This window comes from Anaerotardibacter muris, assembly GCF_943192915.1.
GTDB lineage: Bacteria > Actinomycetota > Coriobacteriia > Coriobacteriales > Eggerthellaceae > Anaerotardibacter > Anaerotardibacter muris.
The window spans coordinates 55,183-73,314 of sequence record NZ_CALPCD010000007.1; the positions used below are offsets into that span (position 1 = coordinate 55,183).

The 18,132-nt window shown below is 55.0% G+C and carries 14 protein-coding genes and 1 tRNA gene; all 15 read left to right on the forward strand.

All coding sequences use genetic code 11. The features are described from left to right. The first annotated feature begins 8 nt into the window (after nucleotides 1-8). The 15 genes from NFR25_RS06525 (at nucleotide 9) to NFR25_RS06595 (ending at nucleotide 18,068) form a co-directional block, all read left to right on the forward strand. Nucleotides 9-93: transfer RNA gene (locus NFR25_RS06525), tRNA-Leu, on the forward strand. Between the two features lie 232 nt (nucleotides 94-325). Continuing rightward, complete coding sequence (locus NFR25_RS06530) at nucleotides 326-1,381, forward strand: polyprenyl synthetase family protein (protein ID WP_251198469.1); 1,056 nt, start codon at nucleotides 326-328, stop codon at nucleotides 1,379-1,381. 9 nt (nucleotides 1,382-1,390) lie between these two features. Continuing rightward, nucleotides 1,391-2,320, forward strand: coding sequence for a peptidoglycan-binding domain-containing protein (locus NFR25_RS06535; protein WP_251198441.1), 930 nt, complete (start codon nucleotides 1,391-1,393; stop codon nucleotides 2,318-2,320). Nucleotides 2,321-2,330: 10 nt separating this feature from the next. Then, entirely contained in the window at nucleotides 2,331-3,704 is a 1,374-nt protein-coding gene (gene glmU / locus NFR25_RS06540; RefSeq protein ID WP_251198442.1) for a bifunctional UDP-N-acetylglucosamine diphosphorylase/glucosamine-1-phosphate N-acetyltransferase GlmU, read from the forward strand. 135 nt (nucleotides 3,705-3,839) lie between these two features. Beyond that, nucleotides 3,840-4,814, forward strand: coding sequence for a ribose-phosphate diphosphokinase (locus NFR25_RS06545; protein WP_251198443.1), 975 nt, complete (start codon nucleotides 3,840-3,842; stop codon nucleotides 4,812-4,814). Between the two features lie 12 nt (nucleotides 4,815-4,826). After that, entirely contained in the window at nucleotides 4,827-5,393 is a 567-nt protein-coding gene (gene pth, locus NFR25_RS06550) for an aminoacyl-tRNA hydrolase (RefSeq protein WP_251198444.1), read from the forward strand. A 306-nt stretch (nucleotides 5,394-5,699) separates the two neighbouring features. Further along, the gene (gene recJ / locus NFR25_RS06555) at nucleotides 5,700-9,035 is read left to right on the forward strand and encodes a single-stranded-DNA-specific exonuclease RecJ (protein ID WP_251198445.1); all 3,336 of its coding nucleotides are present in this window, start codon (nucleotides 5,700-5,702) and stop codon (nucleotides 9,033-9,035) included. Beyond that, the gene (locus tag NFR25_RS06560) at nucleotides 9,035-11,368 is read left to right on the forward strand and encodes a RelA/SpoT family protein (protein WP_251198470.1); all 2,334 of its coding nucleotides are present in this window, start codon (nucleotides 9,035-9,037) and stop codon (nucleotides 11,366-11,368) included. Before recJ ends, NFR25_RS06560 begins: the two co-directional genes overlap by 1 nt. Nucleotides 11,369-11,480: 112 nt before the next feature. Next, nucleotides 11,481-12,167, forward strand: a complete 687-nt coding sequence (locus NFR25_RS06565; RefSeq protein ID WP_251198446.1) for an MBL fold metallo-hydrolase — start codon at nucleotides 11,481-11,483, stop codon at nucleotides 12,165-12,167. A 50-nt stretch (nucleotides 12,168-12,217) separates the two neighbouring features. Beyond that, the gene (locus tag NFR25_RS06570) at nucleotides 12,218-12,850 is read left to right on the forward strand and encodes a DUF47 domain-containing protein (protein ID WP_251198447.1); all 633 of its coding nucleotides are present in this window, start codon (nucleotides 12,218-12,220) and stop codon (nucleotides 12,848-12,850) included. A 174-nt stretch (nucleotides 12,851-13,024) separates the two neighbouring features. Next, nucleotides 13,025-14,305, forward strand: a complete 1,281-nt coding sequence (locus NFR25_RS06575; RefSeq protein ID WP_251198448.1) for an aspartate kinase — start codon at nucleotides 13,025-13,027, stop codon at nucleotides 14,303-14,305. A gap of 2 nt (nucleotides 14,306-14,307) precedes the next feature. After that, entirely contained in the window at nucleotides 14,308-15,348 is a 1,041-nt protein-coding gene (locus NFR25_RS06580) for an aspartate-semialdehyde dehydrogenase (protein ID WP_251198449.1), read from the forward strand. A 137-nt stretch (nucleotides 15,349-15,485) separates the two neighbouring features. After that, nucleotides 15,486-15,941 (forward strand): D-aminoacyl-tRNA deacylase, encoded by a 456-nt coding sequence (gene dtd, locus NFR25_RS06585; RefSeq protein ID WP_251198450.1) that lies wholly within the window; start codon nucleotides 15,486-15,488, stop codon nucleotides 15,939-15,941. 187 nt (nucleotides 15,942-16,128) lie between these two features. Beyond that, on the forward strand, nucleotides 16,129-17,517 hold the full coding sequence (locus NFR25_RS06590) for an NAD(P)H-dependent amine dehydrogenase family protein (protein ID WP_251198451.1): 1,389 nt from the start codon (nucleotides 16,129-16,131) through the stop codon (nucleotides 17,515-17,517). 194 nt (nucleotides 17,518-17,711) lie between these two features. Beyond that, nucleotides 17,712-18,068, forward strand: coding sequence for an SWEET family sugar transporter (locus NFR25_RS06595; RefSeq protein ID WP_251198452.1), 357 nt, complete (start codon nucleotides 17,712-17,714; stop codon nucleotides 18,066-18,068). Nucleotides 18,069-18,132: the final 64 nt, after the last annotated feature.

Here is an 18,132-nt window from a genome sequence, read left to right on the forward strand (position 1 = left end):
CCACACGTGGGAGCGTGGTGGAATTGGCATACACAGCGGACTTAAAATCCGCCGCCTTCGGGCTTGTGGGTTCGAGTCCCACCGCTCCTACCAGTTCTCACTGATACGGCACGGATCGCATGTGAAAAAGGGGGACGGAGGCAAAAGTGTCCCAGATGCTTTTGCTATTGCTTTCGCTTTCACCTTCGTCCTCATCTTCAGATTTGCGAACATGCGAAGTGCGGTAAGCGCAATAATGCTAACCAACACAGCGGCAGGAATGAAAAGCTCTATGTCTCAGCTTGCAACCGTAGACCAGATGTTGAATTCGCCCGAAGTCCTTGAGATGTTCGAGCGCGCGCAGGAACTTGCTCCTGCAGCGGCTGAAGCGAACCAACAGATCTTCGAGCAATATCTGAACGAATATGCGGAACTAGCGGGGGCTATCATCAACGTGCTCATTCCTGTGGGTACGCACCCCGACATGGAACGCTATCTCTATGGTCCGCTTTCTGCCTATTCGGAAAATGGCGGTAAGCGTCATCGTCCGCTCATCTGTTTGGCGGCGGCCCATGCGGTAGGAGGCGATCATCGTCGTGCGTTCTCTTCTGGCGCGGCTATCGAGCATTTTCATACTGCAGCGCTCATCCATGATGACATTGCCGACGATGCAGAATTGCGTCGCGGCGAACCCTGCATGCACCTTACCATTGGCGAAGGCCTTGCTATCAACGCAGGTGACCTTGCGCTTTCGGTGGTGAACGGTATCGTGATGCGCGACCCGTTGCTCGACGATGCTACCAAGGTTCGTGTTGCGCTCGAGCTGGTAACCATGGCGCAGCACACCGTAGAGGGCCAGGCGCTCGATATTGGTTGGGCGCGCGATGGCCGTTACGATCTTTCGCTGGAAGACTACCTTACGATGGCTATCCATAAGACCGCGTATTATTCAGGCGCGGTACCCTTGGCCGTTGGTGCTATCGTGGGTGGCGGTTCTGAAGACCAGATCGAAGGTTTGCGTCAATTCGGCATGGATACGGGCCTTGCGTTCCAGATCCAGGATGACCTGTTGAATTTGGTGGGTACCGAAGAAGAGACCAAGAAGGATTTCCGCAACGACATCACCGAAGGCAAGCGCACCTTGATGGTAGTGCATGCGCTCGAGAATTCACCTCAGCGCGACCGCCTTATCGAGATACTTTCCTTGCATACTAAAGACCCTGCGCTGCTCCAAGAAGCGGTCGACATCATGGAAGCTTCGGGCAGCATCGCTTATGCGCGTGAATACGCCGATCAGCTGGTGCAAGATGCCAAGGCGCGTTTGGTGGAGCTGGTCGATCCGTCCATTTCGCGTGACCTGCTCGTGTCCATGGCCGATTGGTTCGTGGAGCGTCTTCAGTAGGGGATGGACATGGAATCGAACAGCATCATCACCATCCACGAAAAGGGCGCAGCGGTAGAAGACCTGCAGCGTCGTTTGTCAACGCTTGGCTATTTGCCCGAAGATGGTATCGACGGCATCTATGAACAGGCCACGGTCGATGCGGTGAAGGCGTTCTGTCGCGATTATGGTCTTGCTACTGATGGCAATGTGGATCAGACCATCTGGTCGAAGCTCGTTGACGAATCCTTCGAACTGGGAGATCGTTCGCTCTATCTGCGTCTGCCGTTCTTCCATGGCAAGGACGTACGTGTGCTGCAAAGCGCGCTTTCAGCGCTTGGTTTCGCCACGGGTGGCAACGATGGCTTGTTCGGTCCTCACACTGAAGAGGCGTTGCGCAAGTTCCAGTTGAACCTAGGCCTGCCTGCCGATGGCATCGCGGGCGCATTCACCTTCAAGGCGCTCATGAATCTGCGCCATTCTTGGGAGGGCAACAGCTCTTTCACGCCCATCCCGCATTTCGGCTTCGCGCGCGCTGCTGAAGTGCTCGAGACCAACATGCTGTGCCTCTTCGGCACGTCTTCGTTCACGCGTTCGGTTGCTTCGCGCATGTCGAACATCTCGCGTGCTACCAATCCTAATTCGAAAGTTACGAGCGCAGAATCTCTGCTCGTTGAACCCGATAGTTCCACCATGTTCGTGCAGATCACGGTGGATGAAGAGGAAGCGAACGATGGCGTTCCTGTAGTTGATTACGAACCGCTCGATTCGCTCGCGCTGCGTTTGCAGCAGGCTATCCAGAGCGCACGCGCTCAGGCACATCCGCGCATCGCCATCCACCTGCCTTCCAAGGTGTGGTACGAAGCGGGCGAGGAACGTTCGGCTCAGCATTATGCCATCGTGCTGTTGGATGCGCTCTGTTCGGCGCTCGAATCGCTCGAAGATAATGACGCGTCCTAGAAAGGAAACCATGGAAGCATCCGCTCTCATCCTTGCTGCCGGTGCTGGCACGCGCATGAAATCCTCAAAGCCTAAGGTTGCACATCAGATATTGGGCAAGCCGCTCGTTCGGTGGGTGGTGGATGCGGTGCATGAAGCAGGCATCAAGTCGGTCGTTACGGTGGTGGGCCACCAGCGCGACCAGGTCATTCCGCTGGTCGAAGATACGCAGGTAGTGGTTCAGGAAGAACAGCTGGGCACTGCGCACGCGGTGAAGATCGCGCGTGATGCTTTAGCAGGTGACCCTGGTTCGATCGTGGTGCTCACGGGAGATTCGCCGCTCATTCGTCCTGAGACCATTCAGGAACTGGCTGATCTGCAGCAGAAGAACGGAGCCGCGGTGGTGGTGCTTACCATGGAAGTGGAAGACCCCACTGGTTATGGCCGTATCCTTCGCGATGAAGAGGGCAATGTGTGCGCCATCGTCGAGCATAAGGACTGCACGCTCGAGCAGTTGGCCATCAAAGAATGCAATTCGGGTTTCTATTGCTTTGGTCGCGACTTCTTGTTCGAGGCGCTCGAAAAGGTCTCGACCGAAAATGCGCAAGGCGAATACTATCTTACCGATGTTCTGGCGCTGGCATATGAGGCGGGCGAGCCGGTCATCGGGCTGGTCACCGATGATCCGAATGAATGCTTGGGCGTGAATTCGCGTAAGCAGTTGGCAGAAGCAGGCGCATGTTTGCAGCAGCGCATCAATGATCTTCATATGGAAAATGGCGTGACCATCATGGATCCGCGTACTACTTGGATCGGGCCTGATGTTTCGATCGAGGCGGATACCGAAGTGCTGCCTATGACATTCATGCTGGGTGCTACCAAAGTGGGTAGCGACTGCGTTGTTGGTCCTAATTCGCGCTTGGTGGATACCGTGGTGGGCAATGGCTGTACGCTTGAAGAGACCATCGCGCTGGAGTCCCAGATCGACAACGATGTTTCGTGCGGCCCGCGCGCTTACCTGCGTCCTGGCACGCACATGTGCGATGGCTCCAAGGCAGGCACTCACGTGGAGATCAAGAAATCCACTATCGGTAAAGATTCCAAGGTTCCGCATCTTTCCTATATCGGTGATGCAACGCTGGGTGTCGATGTGAATATCGGCGCGGGGAGCATCACCTGCAATTATGATGGCGAGAACAAGTGGCCGACGATCATTGGCGATCGGGCATTCATCGGTAGCGACACCATGATGGTGGCGCCAGTAACGCTGGGCGAGAATTGCTTGATCGGTGCTGGTTCGGTCATCACCAAGGATGTTTCGGCAGGTTCGCTCGGTCTTGGTCGTGCACGCCAGACCGAAATTGCTGGCTGGAACGAAAAGAAGAGCAAGAAGGACAGCGAATAGCAGGATCATCTGCGCGGCGGACAGCGCACTCAAGAGTCTGCCACTGATTTATTTTCCATTCCTGCGGGAATGTTATTGACTAGAATATAAGCCGTCAGGTGACCTGCAACCCTTCAATAAAGGAAGCGATGAATCATGAGCAATATGACGAAGACCATGGCCGTTTTTTCCGGTTCCGCACATCCCGAACTTGCAGAAGAGATCGCTGCTTCGCTCGGCGTTGAACTGGGCGATGTTCACCTGGAGAAGTTCGCTAACGGAGAGATCTACGCGCGCTATAACGACACCATTCGTGGTGCAGACGTGTTCTTGATCCAGTCCGTTGCGGGCGAGTCGGTCAACGATGCGCTCATGGAATTGCTCATCATGGCGGACGCGGCGAATCGTGCTTCGGCGCGCACCGTTACGGCTGTTATCTCTCACTATGGTTATTCGCGTCAGGACCGCAAGGCTTCAGCGCGCGAGCCCATCACGGCGAAACTGGTGGCTAATATGCTCACCGCGGCGGGTGTGGATCGCATCATCACCATCGACCTGCACCAGGGACAGATCCAGGGCTTCTTCGATATTCCTGTGAACCACATCACTGCGCTGTGGACCATCGCGGACTACTTCAACAAGAAGGGTCTTGATCATGAGAATCTGTGCGTGGTCAGCCCCGACCTGGGTCGCGCGAAGGCTGCGAAGAAGCTGGCAGACCTTACCGATGCCAGCATCGCTATCATGCACAAGGAACGCCCTAAGCATAACGCGGCCGAGATCACGGCGCTGATCGGCGATGTTCAGGGCAAGACCTGCATCTTGAATGACGACATGATCGACACTGCGGGTTCTGTTATCGGTGCGGTGAAGGCGCTAAAGGCCAATGGTGCCGAGAAGATCTACGTTACTGCTACCCATCCCATCCTGTCGGGTCCGGCGTTCGAGCGCTTGCATGATCCTGATATCGAAGAAGTGGTGGTATGCAACACCATTCCCATCCCTGAAGAGGAGCTGGCCAAGGGTACCATCAAGGTGGTCTCGGTGGCCCCGCTGTTCGCGCGCGCGATCGATGCCGTCTTCTCGAATGGCTCCATCTCCGATCTGTTCGATCCGGATTTTGCGCTCTAGCGCACGGTGGCTATGTTTCTTGTAGTTGGCCTGGGCAATCCTGGGGACGAATACGCTCACACGCGTCATAACGCTGGCTTCGATACGGTGGACATCCTGGCGGAGCGCTGGGGAGCGACCTATTGGAAGAACAAGTGTGGCTCGCTGGTGGCCGAGGTGAAACCTGCGGCGCTTGGTGGGGAAGCGGTGGTGTTGGCTAAGCCTCAGAGCTTCATGAATCTTTCGGGCGGTCCTGTTTCCAAGCTGATGAAGGAATATGGCGCATCCATCCAAGAGGTCATCGTTATCCATGACGATCTGGACCTGGCGCCAGGTTCGATCCGCGTGAAGCAGGGTGGAGGCCATGGCGGCCATAATGGCCTGCGTTCCATCTGTGACAAGACTGGTTCACGTGAATTCTTCCGCATTCGTGTTGGTATCGGGCGACCACCTGGGAAGATGCCCGTGGTTGATTTCGTTCTTCAGCAGCCGCGCAAGCAAGACCAGGAACTCTTCGAAGCTGGTTGTCAAACTGCAGCCGATGCTTGCGAGCACCTCATAAAAAACGGCCTAGCCAAGACCCAGAACACCTTCAACTAAACGGGGCGCTTAGGGTTAGACTCTTTCTGTCTAAAAACCGTGCACGGTGCTGTGGGTGTAAGGTGAGCGCGCAGAACTTACTCTGAACACTGAATTCGCATAAAAATGCATGAGGCAGTGCAGCGCATGAGCCCGAAGGGCGAATAGCGGAACGGGTAAGTTATGCACGATTACCTTGCAGCCGCAGCACCCAGGGTGGCTACGAAAAAGAACTCGTCTCCAAGGGTGTACCGAAAGTGTCCAACACAAAGGGCGCGCGTTGTGCGAAAATACTCTATGAGAAACAACGTTCGTAGTAGGTAGGCAATGTCAGCGCGTATTCAGGTTAAGCCTGTTGATGGGGCAGTGGTTCGCCGCATCGCACAGAGCTTCGATCTTCCTCATTTCATAGCAGCAACGCTTGCAGCTCGTGGTGTTACCACCGATGAAGCTGTTGAGCGCTTCTTGAATCCATCGCTGGAGCGCGACTGGCTGGATCCTTATGCCATCGAAGGCATGGAAGCGGTCATCGATCAGCTGGTCACAGCCATCAAACAACATGAGCGCATTCTGGTGTTCGGAGACTTCGACTTGGACGGCATTTCAGCCACCACCATCATGACGCGCGGCCTGCGCGCTTTCGGTACCGATGCTATCCCTTTCATCCCGCTTCGCTTCGAAGAAGGCTACGGTCTTTCTACCAAAGCTATCGAGCGCGTGCTCACCTATGAACCTGACCTGGTCATCACGGTGGACAATGGCATCGCAGCAAAGGCTGAAGTGGCTGACCTGCTGGAGCGCGGCATAAAGGTGATCATCACCGACCATCACGAACCCGCCGAACTGGTTCCTGAAGGCGTGCCGCTCATCGACCCGAAGTGCTCGGACAACCCAAGCGCTATCCTGGCCGGTGCTGGCGTTGCGCTGAAGGTGGTCCAGGCACTGGGTGGGCGCTTGGGAAAGCCTTATCTTTGGCGTGATCTGGTCGATTTTGCCACGCTGGGCACGGTGGCCGATCTTATGCCCATGATCGACGAGAATCGCGCGCTGGTCTCCTGTGGCCTTGCAATGCTCAATGATGCGCCGCGCCCTTGCATCGAGGCGCTCATGTTCCATGCTAAGGTGAAGCCAGGCGAACTTACCAGTGTGAACTTGGGATTCACGCTGGTTCCGCGCTTGAATGCAGCGGGCCGTATGGGTAACGCCCAGCTTGCGCTCGATCTGCTCATGTGCGATGACCCTACTGAATGCATGAACCTTGCTGCTCAGCTTGAAGACAACAACAATAAGCGCCGCCAGATCGAATCCGAATTATCGGAAATCGCGCAAGAACAAGCTGCGCAGATCTACCGTGGACAGCGTGCGCTGATCGTCTCTGGCCAAGGCTGGCACGAAGGCGTGAAAGGTATCGTGGCATCTCGCCTGGTGAACAAGTATGGCGTTCCCTCGCTGCTCTTCACTATCGAAGATGGAGAGGCCCGTGGATCGGGCCGCAGTGTTGGCGACATCAATCTGTTCAAGGCGGTGGAATCGTGCAAGCATTTGCTCACGCGCTATGGCGGACACGGCGCCGCGGTGGGCGTGACCCTTCCTGCCAAGAACTTGGATGCATTCTATCAGGAATTGTGCGCCTATATGGATGCGCTGCCTGCAGAGAGCTTCGAGGGCAAGATCGTGGCTGATGCGCTGGTGGATCTGGGAGAGCTCACGCTCGATAATGTGGCGAAGATCGAACGCCTTGCACCTTTCGGTCAAGAGAACCCCAAGCCTTGCTATCTAGCGGCTGGCGTGTTCTTGATGCAGCCTAAAGCGGTAGGCGCCCAGAAGGACCATCTTTCGGCACAGCTTTCTGATGGCGTGCACAATGTTTCTGCCATCATGTTCCGCTGCCCGAACATCAGTGAATTGCTAACGTGCAAGACCGTTGTGAACGCGGTGTTCAGCGCGCAGATCGATACGTGGAAGAATTACCGTACCGTGAAGGCGATGGTCGACTACCTGGAACCAGTCGATCCTCAGTCTTCCTGTGACTGTTCCGATTCGTGCCGTTCGTTCTTGCAGGACCTCTTTTCGCGCTACGACCAGAACGCTTCGAGCATTGGCTGTGAAGAAGCGTCTGCAGAGACCTCTGGCTCTCCTGATGTATCGCGTACTGAATGGGAGCGCCTTGCGCAGACCGATCCTGCCGCTTTGCGCACGCGCTTGGTCGAATCTTTCCTTGGTCAGCGAACGCTTCATGAAGCACAGCTGAAGACACTGGAATGCTTGGAAGCGGGGGATTCGGTCTTCACGCTCATGGGCACGGGTCGCGGCAAGTCCATCATCTTCCACCTCTACGCGATCGAGCTCGCGCTCAAGCAACACAAGACCAGCATCTTCCTGTATCCGCTGCGTGCGCTCATCTCTGATCAATGCTTCCACCTGCGCCAAGCGGTCGCTCCTTTTGGCATCACGGTCTACGAGCTTACGGGCGCTTCCACACCCGAAGAACGCGCCGCCGTGCGCCAGGCTCTAGAGGCGGGTAAGGCAGACATCATCCTTACCACTCCTGAATACCTTGCCTGCCATGCTGACGAGCTTGCCCAGTGCGCTAACGTTGGCTTCGTCACCATCGACGAAGCCCATCATGTTGGCCTTGCGCGTGAAGATTTCCGCGTGGCATACAAGCACATCAGCGAATCGCTCGAAAAGCTAGGTAACCCTCAAGTGCTCGCGCTCACGGCTACCGCGAATGATGACATAGCCGAAACGCTCATCGAGCTGCTTCCTTTGGATGTCTTCATCACCGATGAAGCGGTGCGCGCTAATCTTCACGTTGATGACAAGCGCAACATCCGCAAGAAGGATCTCTATCTTGCCAACATCATCGCGCAAGGTGATCAGACCATCGTGTATGTGAATTCCCGTATGGAGACCATCATGCTCACCAAGCGTTTGCGCGAACTAGTGCCTCATCTGGCGCATCGCATCGGTTTCTACAATGCGGGCCTAAGTCGAAGCGAACGTACGTCCATGGAAGAGCTCTTCCGAAACGGAGAGCTTTCGGTGTTGGTGGCCACCTCGGCCTTCGGCGAAGGCATCGATATCCCGCACATTCGGCACGTGGTGCTCTATCATATGCCCTTTTCAGAAGTGGAATTCAATCAGATGAGCGGTCGAGCGGGGCGCGATGGCGAAGACGCGTACATTCATTTGCTCTTCGGTAAGGGCGACAGCTCCATCAATCAATCTATCCTGCGCGATGCCACTCCGTCTCACGACGACATGGCCCAGATCTATCGCGAATTGCGCCGTCAACAGCGCGCCAGCCAGCAGGAATTCTATGCGTTCGCCTTCGATCAGTTGGCTAAGAGCGCTACTTCGCTCATTCCTACCTTCTCCATATCCGTCAGCCAAACACGCTCGGGCGTGGCGGTGTTCGAAGAGCTCGGCCTGGTGAAAACCCGCACCGAGACTGCAAATAACATCACCCAACACTATCTGCATGTCGTAGACTATAAGGGTAAGGTCGAACTGGTCGAAAGCGTTCGTTATCAAGAAGGCATGGATGAGATCGCTTCGTTCACGCGCTTTCAAGACTGGGTGCTCCATCAACCTTGTGAAGAATTGGAGCGTCGTATCCAAAAACCGCTCTTGCCGCGAAACAAGAAAGAGGGTCTTTGATGCCGCATAGTCATCCCACCCCTAAAGATGCAAGTTCGCACGGCTCTATTGATCCGTTCATCTTGGCGGCTACTGCTGCGCCTACGGGCGTTGCGGTGGAAGAGCGCTTCGGTGAATTGGTCGATCTTACTTCTAGCTATCTGAATGAAGACGATCAAGCTATGCTCACGCGCGCCTTCGAATTCGCATGCAAGGCTCACGAAGGACAGCTGCGCAAGTCGGGTGAACCCTTCGTCATCCATCCCGTTGAAGTGGCTATCATCTTGGCCGACCTGCGCATGGATATCGAAACGCTGTGTGCTGCGCTGCTGCACGATACCGTAGAAGATTCTTCTACCACCAAAGAACAGGTAGCTGATACGTTCAGCCCCGAGATCGCAGAACTGGTCGACGGCGTTACCAAGATCTCGAAGATCGAAGTTGAAGACCTGAACGATGAACAGGCCCAAACATTCCGCAAGATGCTTGTGGCCATGAATCGCGATATTCGCGTCATCGTCATCAAGCTGGCTGACCGCCTGCATAACATGCGCACGCTCTCTGCGCTGCGCGAAGACCGCCGTATCTTCAAGTCACGCGAAACACGCGAGATCTACGCGCCTATCGCGCATCGTTTGGGCATCAGCTCTATCAAGTGGGAACTTGAAGACCTAGCATTCTTCTACCTCGAGCCTACCAAGTTCAAACAGGTTTCGCGCATGGTCAGTGAAACGCGCCATGAACGTGAAGAGTACCTGCAGAACGTCATCGATATCTTGAAAGAAGAGATGGAGAAGATCGGTGTTGAAGCGCGCTTGATGGGTCGCCCGAAGCACCTGTATTCCATCTACTCCAAGATGATGAAGAAGGGCAAGGGTTTTTCAGAGCTCTATGACCTTATTGCGGTGCGTATCATCGTTGATTCCGTGAGCGATTGCTATTCGGCACTGGGCGCGGTCCATACGCTGTGGCATCCCATGCCCGGTCGTTTCAAAGACTATATTGCCATGCCGAAATTCAACATGTATCAGAGCCTTCACACCACAGTCATCGGACCTGCGGGTCGTCCGCTCGAAGTGCAGATCCGCACCGAAGAGATGCACCGTGTCAGCGAATATGGCGTTGCTGCGCACTGGCGCTACAAGGAAAGCGGCCGCAAGGGCGACAAGGATCTGGAAAAGCAGATCGCCTGGCTGCGTGAGATGGTGGACTGGACCGACGAGACCAAAGACTCACGCGAATTCTTGAAAGAGCTGAAGGTCGACCTGGCACCGAAGGAAGTCTACGTGTTCACACCCAAGGGCAAGGCGCTCAGCTTGCGCGCGGGTTCCACTCCGGTCGATTTCGCCTACGCCATCCATACCGAAGTGGGCAACCATTGCGTGGGTGCGAAGGTGAATGGATCCATCGTGCCGCTCACGTACCAACTGCAGCTGGGTGACCGCGTCGAGATCCTTACGCAGAAGAGCGCAAGCCCCTCGCGCGACTGGCTCAATATCGTGAAGACGCCAAGTGCTCGCTCGAAGATCCGTTCATATTTCTCGAAGATCAGTCGCGGAGACGATCTGCAGGTCGGTCGCGATAAGCTCACACGTGAGATGCGCAAACATGGTCTGGGCATCTCTTCGGCGCAGTCCATGCGCGCTATCAAGCAAGTAGCCGAGACCCTGGGCTTCAAGGACTCGGATGACATGCTGGTGAAGATCGGCAACGGCAAGGAGAACGCTCAGCTGGTGGCGAACCGCCTGCTGAAGATCTTGGTCGACCAGGGCAGTGAAGACGCAGAGAAGCCAGGCATCGGTGCTTCAGCTTCCTCCACGGGCAAGCTGCCACCTATGCTCACCAGCGTGAAGCGCCCGAAGAAGCATGAGACCCACGCAGACAACGGCATCGTGGTGCGCGGTATCGATGACGTGCTCGTGCGCCTGTCTCGCTGCTGCAATCCTGTGCCGGGTGATGACATCGTTGGCTTCGTCACGCGTGGACGCGGCGTTTCGGTCCATCGTAATGACTGCCCGAATGCTACCGACCTGAAGCGTCATCCCGAACGCATCATCGAAGTGCACTGGGCAGATAGCGCGCCTTCGGGCAATGTTACCTTCAATGTTGAGATCATCATCGAAGCGCTTGACCGCTTGAACCTTCTGCTCGATGTGGCGAAGGTCTTCGCCGATCATGGTGCCAATGTGGTGTCATCTTCGTCAACGACCCATCGAGATAGTATGGTAGAGATGCGCTTCTTGTTCCAAGTTTCCGATACGGCGGCGATCGACCGTATCCTGCATAGCCTGCAGTCGGTCGAAGGCGTGTTCGAGGCGCGCCGTATGATGCCGAATGCAGTAGAAGCGAAGTAAGCGAAATAGACGAAGTAAGATATCCTGCGTGCCTAGGTGGCAGGTGATCGTCCAAGCGACAGGTCATATCCTAGGCGACCGAGGAGTGAAAGATGAAAGAGAAAGGGCAACTATGGCAATGATCGAGGTCACACGAGGAGATTATGGCTTCAAGGTCACGGGTGCATGCGTCGACATCGATTATTTGATCCTTGGCATGATCCAGAACAATACGTATTTCATCTCTGATGGTAAGGGCCTTTTGGTGGTCGATCCATCTGCGGACACGAAACGTATCTTGCAGATGCTGGGCGATCGCAAGCTCGATGCTATCATCTGCACCCATCATCATCACGACCATGTGGGCGCGCTGCGCGAATTGCGTGATGCTACGGGCGCGCCTGTCTATGCTTCAGAAGTGGATGCAAAGGTGATCGAGAACCAGCCTGCGCCGCCTTTCGGTCCTACTGCAGAATCGTGCAAGGTGGACGTGAAGCTTCACGATGGCGATACCGTCACGGTGGGCAACATGAAATGGAAGGTCATCGAAACGCCTGGCCACACGCCTGGTGGTATCTGCTTGTTCCTTGATTCGGAATATGGTGAATATATCGAGCGCGCCAATGTGCTCATCTCGGGCGATACGCTCTTCGCGGGATCGATCGGCCGTACGGATTTCGAAGGCGGCAATGATGCGCAGATGCGCAAGTCGCTGAAGCGTTTGTCGCAATTGCCCGACGATACGCTCGTGCTCCCAGGTCATAATTCGCTCACCACTATCGGCGATGAGCAGCGTCGCGTGTTCGCCTATTTCTGCTAAAGAAACGCTACAATAAGTAGGGCAACATCCCAAGAAGAAGGGCATAATGCATGGCACGTAAGAGTGGAAAATTCAACTATTTTGACGCTTTTGCTGAACAGGCTGAGCTTGCGGTGAAGGAATCGCAACTGCTCATGTCCGTTATCGAGTCGTTCAAATGCGCAGAAGACCTTCAGGAATGCTTGCCAGAAGCCCATCAGATCGAAAATGATGCAGACGAAGTGCATCATCGCATCCACGATGCGCTGCTGCCCGACTTCGTGCCGCCGCTCGATCGCGAAGACATCACCGCCCTGGCTTCCGCGCTCGATGAAGTGGTCGACCAGATCGAGGAGCTCATTCGTAGCTTCTACATGTACGACGTGCGCTTCATGCATAGCGACGCGATCGAATTCGCTCGCATCTTGCATAATTGCTGCGTTGCTCTTGCGGGCGCTGTGAAGGAATTCCCTCGTGCGCGCAAGTCCGAGACCTTCCGCGCAGGCGTTCTGGAAGTGAATGATCGAGAAGAAGAGGCCGACCGTCTCTATCTTGAGGCGATGCGTCGTTTGTTCACGGAAGACTCTGAGCATTTCATGCGCGTTATGGTGTGGTCGTCCATCTTCGATCTGTTCGAAGACTGCATCGACCAATGCGAGACCATCGCCGATCAGATGACCGCCATCGTGCTGAAGAACGGCTAGCGTGGCAGGGCTTCTCATCGGTTTCTCAGTCCTCTCGAAACACGACCGAAACATAGCTGCGTACCTCGTATAACGCTTACAGAAAAATAGACCAATCCAGCCACGCCCGCCCGTGGCTTTCGCGCGTTTGTGCTATGTTTGTGTGTGCAGATTTCCAAACGAGGAAAGTAGAACATGGCTTTAGTAGTTGCAAAGTTCGGAGGCACATCGGTCGCGTCGCCCGAACGCATCCAAAATGTAGCAAAACGCCTTATCAAGAAGAAGGAAGCAGGCGATCGCGTGGTTGCGGTCGTTTCCGCTATGGGTAAGACCACCGACGAATTGGTCAGCCTTGCAGACGCGGTGAATAATGCTCCCACCAAGCGCGAGATGGATATGCTGCTCTCCACAGGCGAGCAAGTTTCCATGGCGCTGCTGGCCATGGCTATCCAGTCTATGGGCCATCGTGCGGTCAGCTTCACGGGCTGGCAGGCAGGCATCGTAACCGACGACGAATTCTCCCGTGCGAAGATCGAGATCATCAACGCCGATCGTATTATCGACGAACTCGATAATGGCGCTATCGTTGTGGTGGCAGGCTTTCAGGGCTTAACTCATTCAGGCGACATCACTACGCTTGGCCGTGGCGGCTCTGATACTACAGCTGTAGCTGTTGCGCATGGCATCGGTGCCGATATCTGCGAGATCTATTCTGATGTTGACGGCGTCTATTCCGCCGATCCGCGCGTTGCACCGCGCGCCCGCAAGCTCGATGTTGTTTCTTATGATGACATGCTCGAGCTTTCGAGCGAAGGTGCTGGCGTGCTCCAGTCGCGCGCTGTGGAATTCGCGCGCAAGTTTGGCGTGGTCATCCATGCCAGGTCCGCATTCAGCGACGAACCAGGAACTATCGTCAAGGAGGTTGCTCCCACCATGGAACAGGCAGTGATCACAGGCATCGCTCACGATACATCCGAGATGAAGGTGACCATCCGTGGCCTTGCTGACGAAGCGGGCATGGCGGCACGCATCTTCTCCACGCTCGCCAGCAACAAGGTCTCGGTCGACATGATCATCCAGAATGCGTCGAGCGATGGCAAAGCGAACATCTCCTTCACGTTCCCAGGCTCCCAGCGCGATATCGCGCTCGATGCGGTCGATCAGATCTCGAAGGAGCTCAACGCTTCAGAAGTGCTGGTCGACGATAACATCGCGAAGGTATCCATCGTGGGTACGGGTATGAAATCGAGCCCTGGTGTTGCAGCGCGTGCATTCAAAGCGCTGGCTGAAAATAAGATCAATATCGTCATGATCTCCACCAGCCCCATCCGTTTGTCGGTGGTGGTCGATGGCGATCAGGTGCAAGATGCCATCCAGTGCCTGCATACTGAATTCGGACTCGATTCCGATAGTGTTTTCGAAGAGACGCAGCTTTCCGCGGAAGAGATCGCTGCGAAGATGAACAAAGGACGTTAATCATGGCTTGGACCAAGCAGATCCCCGCAAACCCGGTCGTCGCTGTTGCAGGTGCAACGGGCGCAGTCGGTCGTGAATTCCTTGAGGTACTTCATGACCTGGACTTTCCTGCTGCAGAAGTGAAGGCGCTCGCTTCTGCTCGTTCGGCAGGGAAGAAGCTTCCATTCAAGGGTTGCGGTCAAGTTCCTGCAGGCGAATTGGTGGTCGAAGAGATGACACCGGCAAGTTTCGAAGGCGTGGACATCGCGCTGTTCTCTGCGGGTGCGGGCGTATCCAAGGAAATGCGCGAGGCTGTTGTTGCTGCTGGTGCGGTGATGATCGATAATTCGAGCGCTTTCCGTATGGAGGAAGATGTGCCGCTGGTTGTTCCTGAAGTGAACCCTGAAGATGTGAAGTGGCACAGCGGCGTTATCGCGAATCCGAATTGCTCCACCATTCAGATGGTAGTGGCGCTCAAGCCGCTTTACGACATCACGCCCATCAAGCGCGTGGTGGTCTCCACCTACCAGGCGGCATCAGGCGCTGGTGCGGCTGCTATGGATGAGCTGTACACGCAGACCAAGGAATTCCTCGAAGGCAAGGATCTTAATATCGATGCGTTCGCTCATCAGATCGCTTTCAACGTCATCCCGCATATCGATGTGTTCATGGATGACGATTCCACCAAGGAAGAGTGGAAGATGGTAGTGGAAACGAAGAAGATCATGCATGACGACGATCTGGCTGTGAGCGCTACCTGTGTGCGCGTGCCCGTGCTGCGCTGTCATGGCGAATCCCTCAATGTGGAATTCGAAGGTGCTATCACTCCAGGTCAGGCACGTGTGGCGCTCGAGGATGCGCCGGGCGTGGTGGTCATGGATGATACTGATAACAAGCTCTATCCTATGCCAGGTCTGCTCGCGGGCACCAACGAGACCTTCGTGGGTCGTCTGCGCAAGGATCCTTCCGTGGAAAATGGCTTGGCGCTTTGGGTGGTTGCGGACCAGATTCGCAAGGGCGCAGCGCTCAATGCGGTGCAGATCGCTCAGCTGCTGCTTCCCTAGATCGCTCAAGGAGACGTTAGGCCTAGGCGATGAAGCTATTCGTAGGCAGGTACGACGGTCCATACGTAAGAAGTACGAAGAGGTGGCTCGCAAGGGCTGCCTCTTTTCATGAACCGTTTCGTTCGAAGGAGTAGGGGATGCGCGCGATAATCCAGCGAGTCACACAGGCGTCGGTCGTCAATCTTGATGACGTGGCAAGTGAACCTGCGTCTATCGAGCAAGGATATATGATCTTGCTCGGTGTGGGTCATGAAGACACTGAAGCGCAGGCTGATAAGCTCTGGTCGAAGATATCAAAGTTGCGCATCTTCGAGGACGATAATGGTAAGACCAATCTGTCGCTGCGTGATGTAGATGGATCGGTGCTGGTAGTGTCGCAATTCACGCTCTATGCATCTTGCAAGAAGGGCAACCGACCTTCATTCACGGAAGCTGGCTCACCTGATCAGGCTGACCATCTCTACCGGTATTTCGTCGATCTTATTCGCCAAGAGGGCATCCCTGTCAAGCACGGTTGGTTCGGCGCCCACATGCAAGTTTCGCTCGTCAACGACGGCCCCTTCACCCTCTTCCTTGACACCACCCAAATGTAAAGGGGACGGGTCCACTTTTGTCCCGGACACTTTGGGGACAGGTCGGAAATCCCATTTGGCAAGCCTGGCCTGTCCCTTTTCTGTCCCGGACAGTTTGGGACCTGTCCCCAGGTCAAAAACTTACAGCTCTACCGTGCAGCTTTGCTTACCAGGTGATAGGATAGGCACGGAGAAGGAAGGAGCAACCATGAACAAAGAAAAGATTCGGGTTGTCCAATATGGATGCGGCAAGATGGCGAAGTACATCTTGCGCTATATGCACGAAAACGGTGCCGAGATCGTTGGAGCTATCGACACGAACCCTAAGCTAGTCGGCATGGATGTAGGAGAATTCGCGGGCCTTGGCAAGAAGCTGGGCGTGGTCATCTCTGACGATGCGGATAAAGTGCTCGATGAATGCGACCCGCAGATCGCGGTCGTGACGCTCTTCAGCTTCATGAAGGATATTGAACCAGCTCTGCTCGAGTGCGTTGCTCGCGGCATCAATGTGATCACGACCTGCGAAGAAGCCATCTATCCGTGGACCACATCCCCTGAGATAACCAATCGCATCGATGCTCTTGCGAAAGAATGCGGCTGCACGGTCACAGGCGCCGGCATGCAAGATATCTACTGGATCAATATGGTGGGTTGTGTGGCAGGCGGCGTCCATCGCATCGATCGGATCGAAGGCGCTACCAGCTACAATGTTGAAGATTATGGCTTGGCGCTGGCAAAGGCCCACGGTGTAGGCTTGACACCCAAGCAGTTCGAGGCAACGCTCGCGCACCCCAAAGTGGTCGAGCCTTCTTATATGTGGAACTCGAACGAATCGCTCTGCAATCTGATGGGTTGGACCATCAAGAGCCAGACCCAGAAGAGCATTCCTTTCATCGCCAAGGTTGATACCTATTCCGAAACTTTAGGCGAGACCATTCCTGCAGGTAAGTGCATTGGCATGAGCGCGGTGGTAATCACCAAGACCCATCAAGGACCGGTCATCGAGACTCAGTGCATCGGTAAGGTATACGGCCCCGACGATGGTGACCTGTGCGAATGGCGTATTCTCGGTGAACCGAATACCACGTTCGCGGTGAGCAAGCCTGCGACGGTCGAGCATACGTGTGCTGATATCGTGAATCGTATCCCAACGGTGATCGATGCCCCTGCGGGATTCATCACGGTCGACCAGCTTCGCGAAGTTGAATACCTTACCTATCCCATGAATCTGTATGTGGAAAGCGATCCCTACGGGCACGGGTTCCTCTTTGGTGGTGGCGAAGGCTCTAATGACGAAGGCTGCGGCTGCGGCTGTGAGCATGACCACGGCAATCATGACCATGGCGAACATGACCACTGCAGTCGCCATCATCACGATGATGGTTGTGGCTGCGGTGGTCATCATCATGGGCATGGCTCGAAGAAGAAGGGCAAGCACCATAAAGAGGGCAAGTGCGACCACAAGCATGACCATAGGCATGACCACAAACATGCTCACAAACATGGTCATAAGCATGACAAGATGTGCCATTGCGGCAAGCATCCCGGAGGAAAATGCACCTGCTCCAAGAAGAAAAAGCGCTCGAAGAAGAAATAACGCGGTCGCGGTCATACTCTCGGTTTCCCGCGTTCATGTTCGAAAGTTACGTGAAGCTTACAGCATGAAAACGCGGAGTTTTCCCTCGTTGATCGCCACTTTAGCGCTGCCATTTTATAGCTAACCTAAGTAATGTGTTCGCACACCAAAACAAGATGTTTTGCCAAAGCGACCAAGGAGAGAGGTTGATAGCAATGGCAGAGGTAAAGGAAAATATCGTAAAAGAGGCCGAGACCGAGATCGAGACCGATATCAAGAACAAGCGTGCCGCCGAGAAGAAGATGACCTCCAAGGAACGCGTCATCATGATCATCGGTGACATTGCTTCGGTCATGTCTGTGATCATGTATGTGTCCTACATCCCCCAGATCATGGCAAACCTTTCAGGTACACCTGGTGTTGTCTGGCAACCCTTGGCAGCATTCTTCAACTGCTGCTTCTGGACTGTCTACGGTATTTGGACGAAGCCTCGTCAGTGGCCGATCATCATCGCGAATGTGCCCGGTATCTTCCTGGCGTTGATCACTGTTATCACGTGCTTCATTCACTAGTCTTGAGCATCGTGAATCTGGTCGGTTCGATCCCGACCCACCATTATTCCGAGCCTGGCGTATT

What these genes read in the sequence shown, in the direction of transcription:
- NFR25_RS06595 (WP_251198452.1), top strand. Translation starts at nt 17,712, where the DNA reads ATGGCAGAGGTAAAGGAAAATATCGTAAAAGAGGCCGAGACCGAGATC.
- dtd (WP_251198450.1), top strand. Translation starts at nt 15,486, where the DNA reads ATGCGCGCGATAATCCAGCGAGTCACACAGGCGTCGGTCGTCAATCTT.
- NFR25_RS06560 (WP_251198470.1), top strand. Translation starts at nt 9,035, where the DNA reads ATGCCGCATAGTCATCCCACCCCTAAAGATGCAAGTTCGCACGGCTCT.
- glmU (WP_251198442.1), top strand. Translation starts at nt 2,331, where the DNA reads ATGGAAGCATCCGCTCTCATCCTTGCTGCCGGTGCTGGCACGCGCATG.
- NFR25_RS06590 (WP_251198451.1), top strand. Translation starts at nt 16,129, where the DNA reads ATGAACAAAGAAAAGATTCGGGTTGTCCAATATGGATGCGGCAAGATG.
- NFR25_RS06535 (WP_251198441.1), top strand. Translation starts at nt 1,391, where the DNA reads ATGGAATCGAACAGCATCATCACCATCCACGAAAAGGGCGCAGCGGTA.
- NFR25_RS06570 (WP_251198447.1), top strand. Translation starts at nt 12,218, where the DNA reads ATGGCACGTAAGAGTGGAAAATTCAACTATTTTGACGCTTTTGCTGAA.
- pth (WP_251198444.1), top strand. Translation starts at nt 4,827, where the DNA reads ATGTTTCTTGTAGTTGGCCTGGGCAATCCTGGGGACGAATACGCTCAC.
- NFR25_RS06530 (WP_251198469.1), top strand. Translation starts at nt 326, where the DNA reads ATGTTCGAGCGCGCGCAGGAACTTGCTCCTGCAGCGGCTGAAGCGAAC.
- NFR25_RS06545 (WP_251198443.1), top strand. Translation starts at nt 3,840, where the DNA reads ATGAGCAATATGACGAAGACCATGGCCGTTTTTTCCGGTTCCGCACAT.
- NFR25_RS06565 (WP_251198446.1), top strand. Translation starts at nt 11,481, where the DNA reads ATGGCAATGATCGAGGTCACACGAGGAGATTATGGCTTCAAGGTCACG.
- NFR25_RS06580 (WP_251198449.1), top strand. Translation starts at nt 14,308, where the DNA reads ATGGCTTGGACCAAGCAGATCCCCGCAAACCCGGTCGTCGCTGTTGCA.
- recJ (WP_251198445.1), top strand. Translation starts at nt 5,700, where the DNA reads ATGTCAGCGCGTATTCAGGTTAAGCCTGTTGATGGGGCAGTGGTTCGC.
- NFR25_RS06575 (WP_251198448.1), top strand. Translation starts at nt 13,025, where the DNA reads ATGGCTTTAGTAGTTGCAAAGTTCGGAGGCACATCGGTCGCGTCGCCC.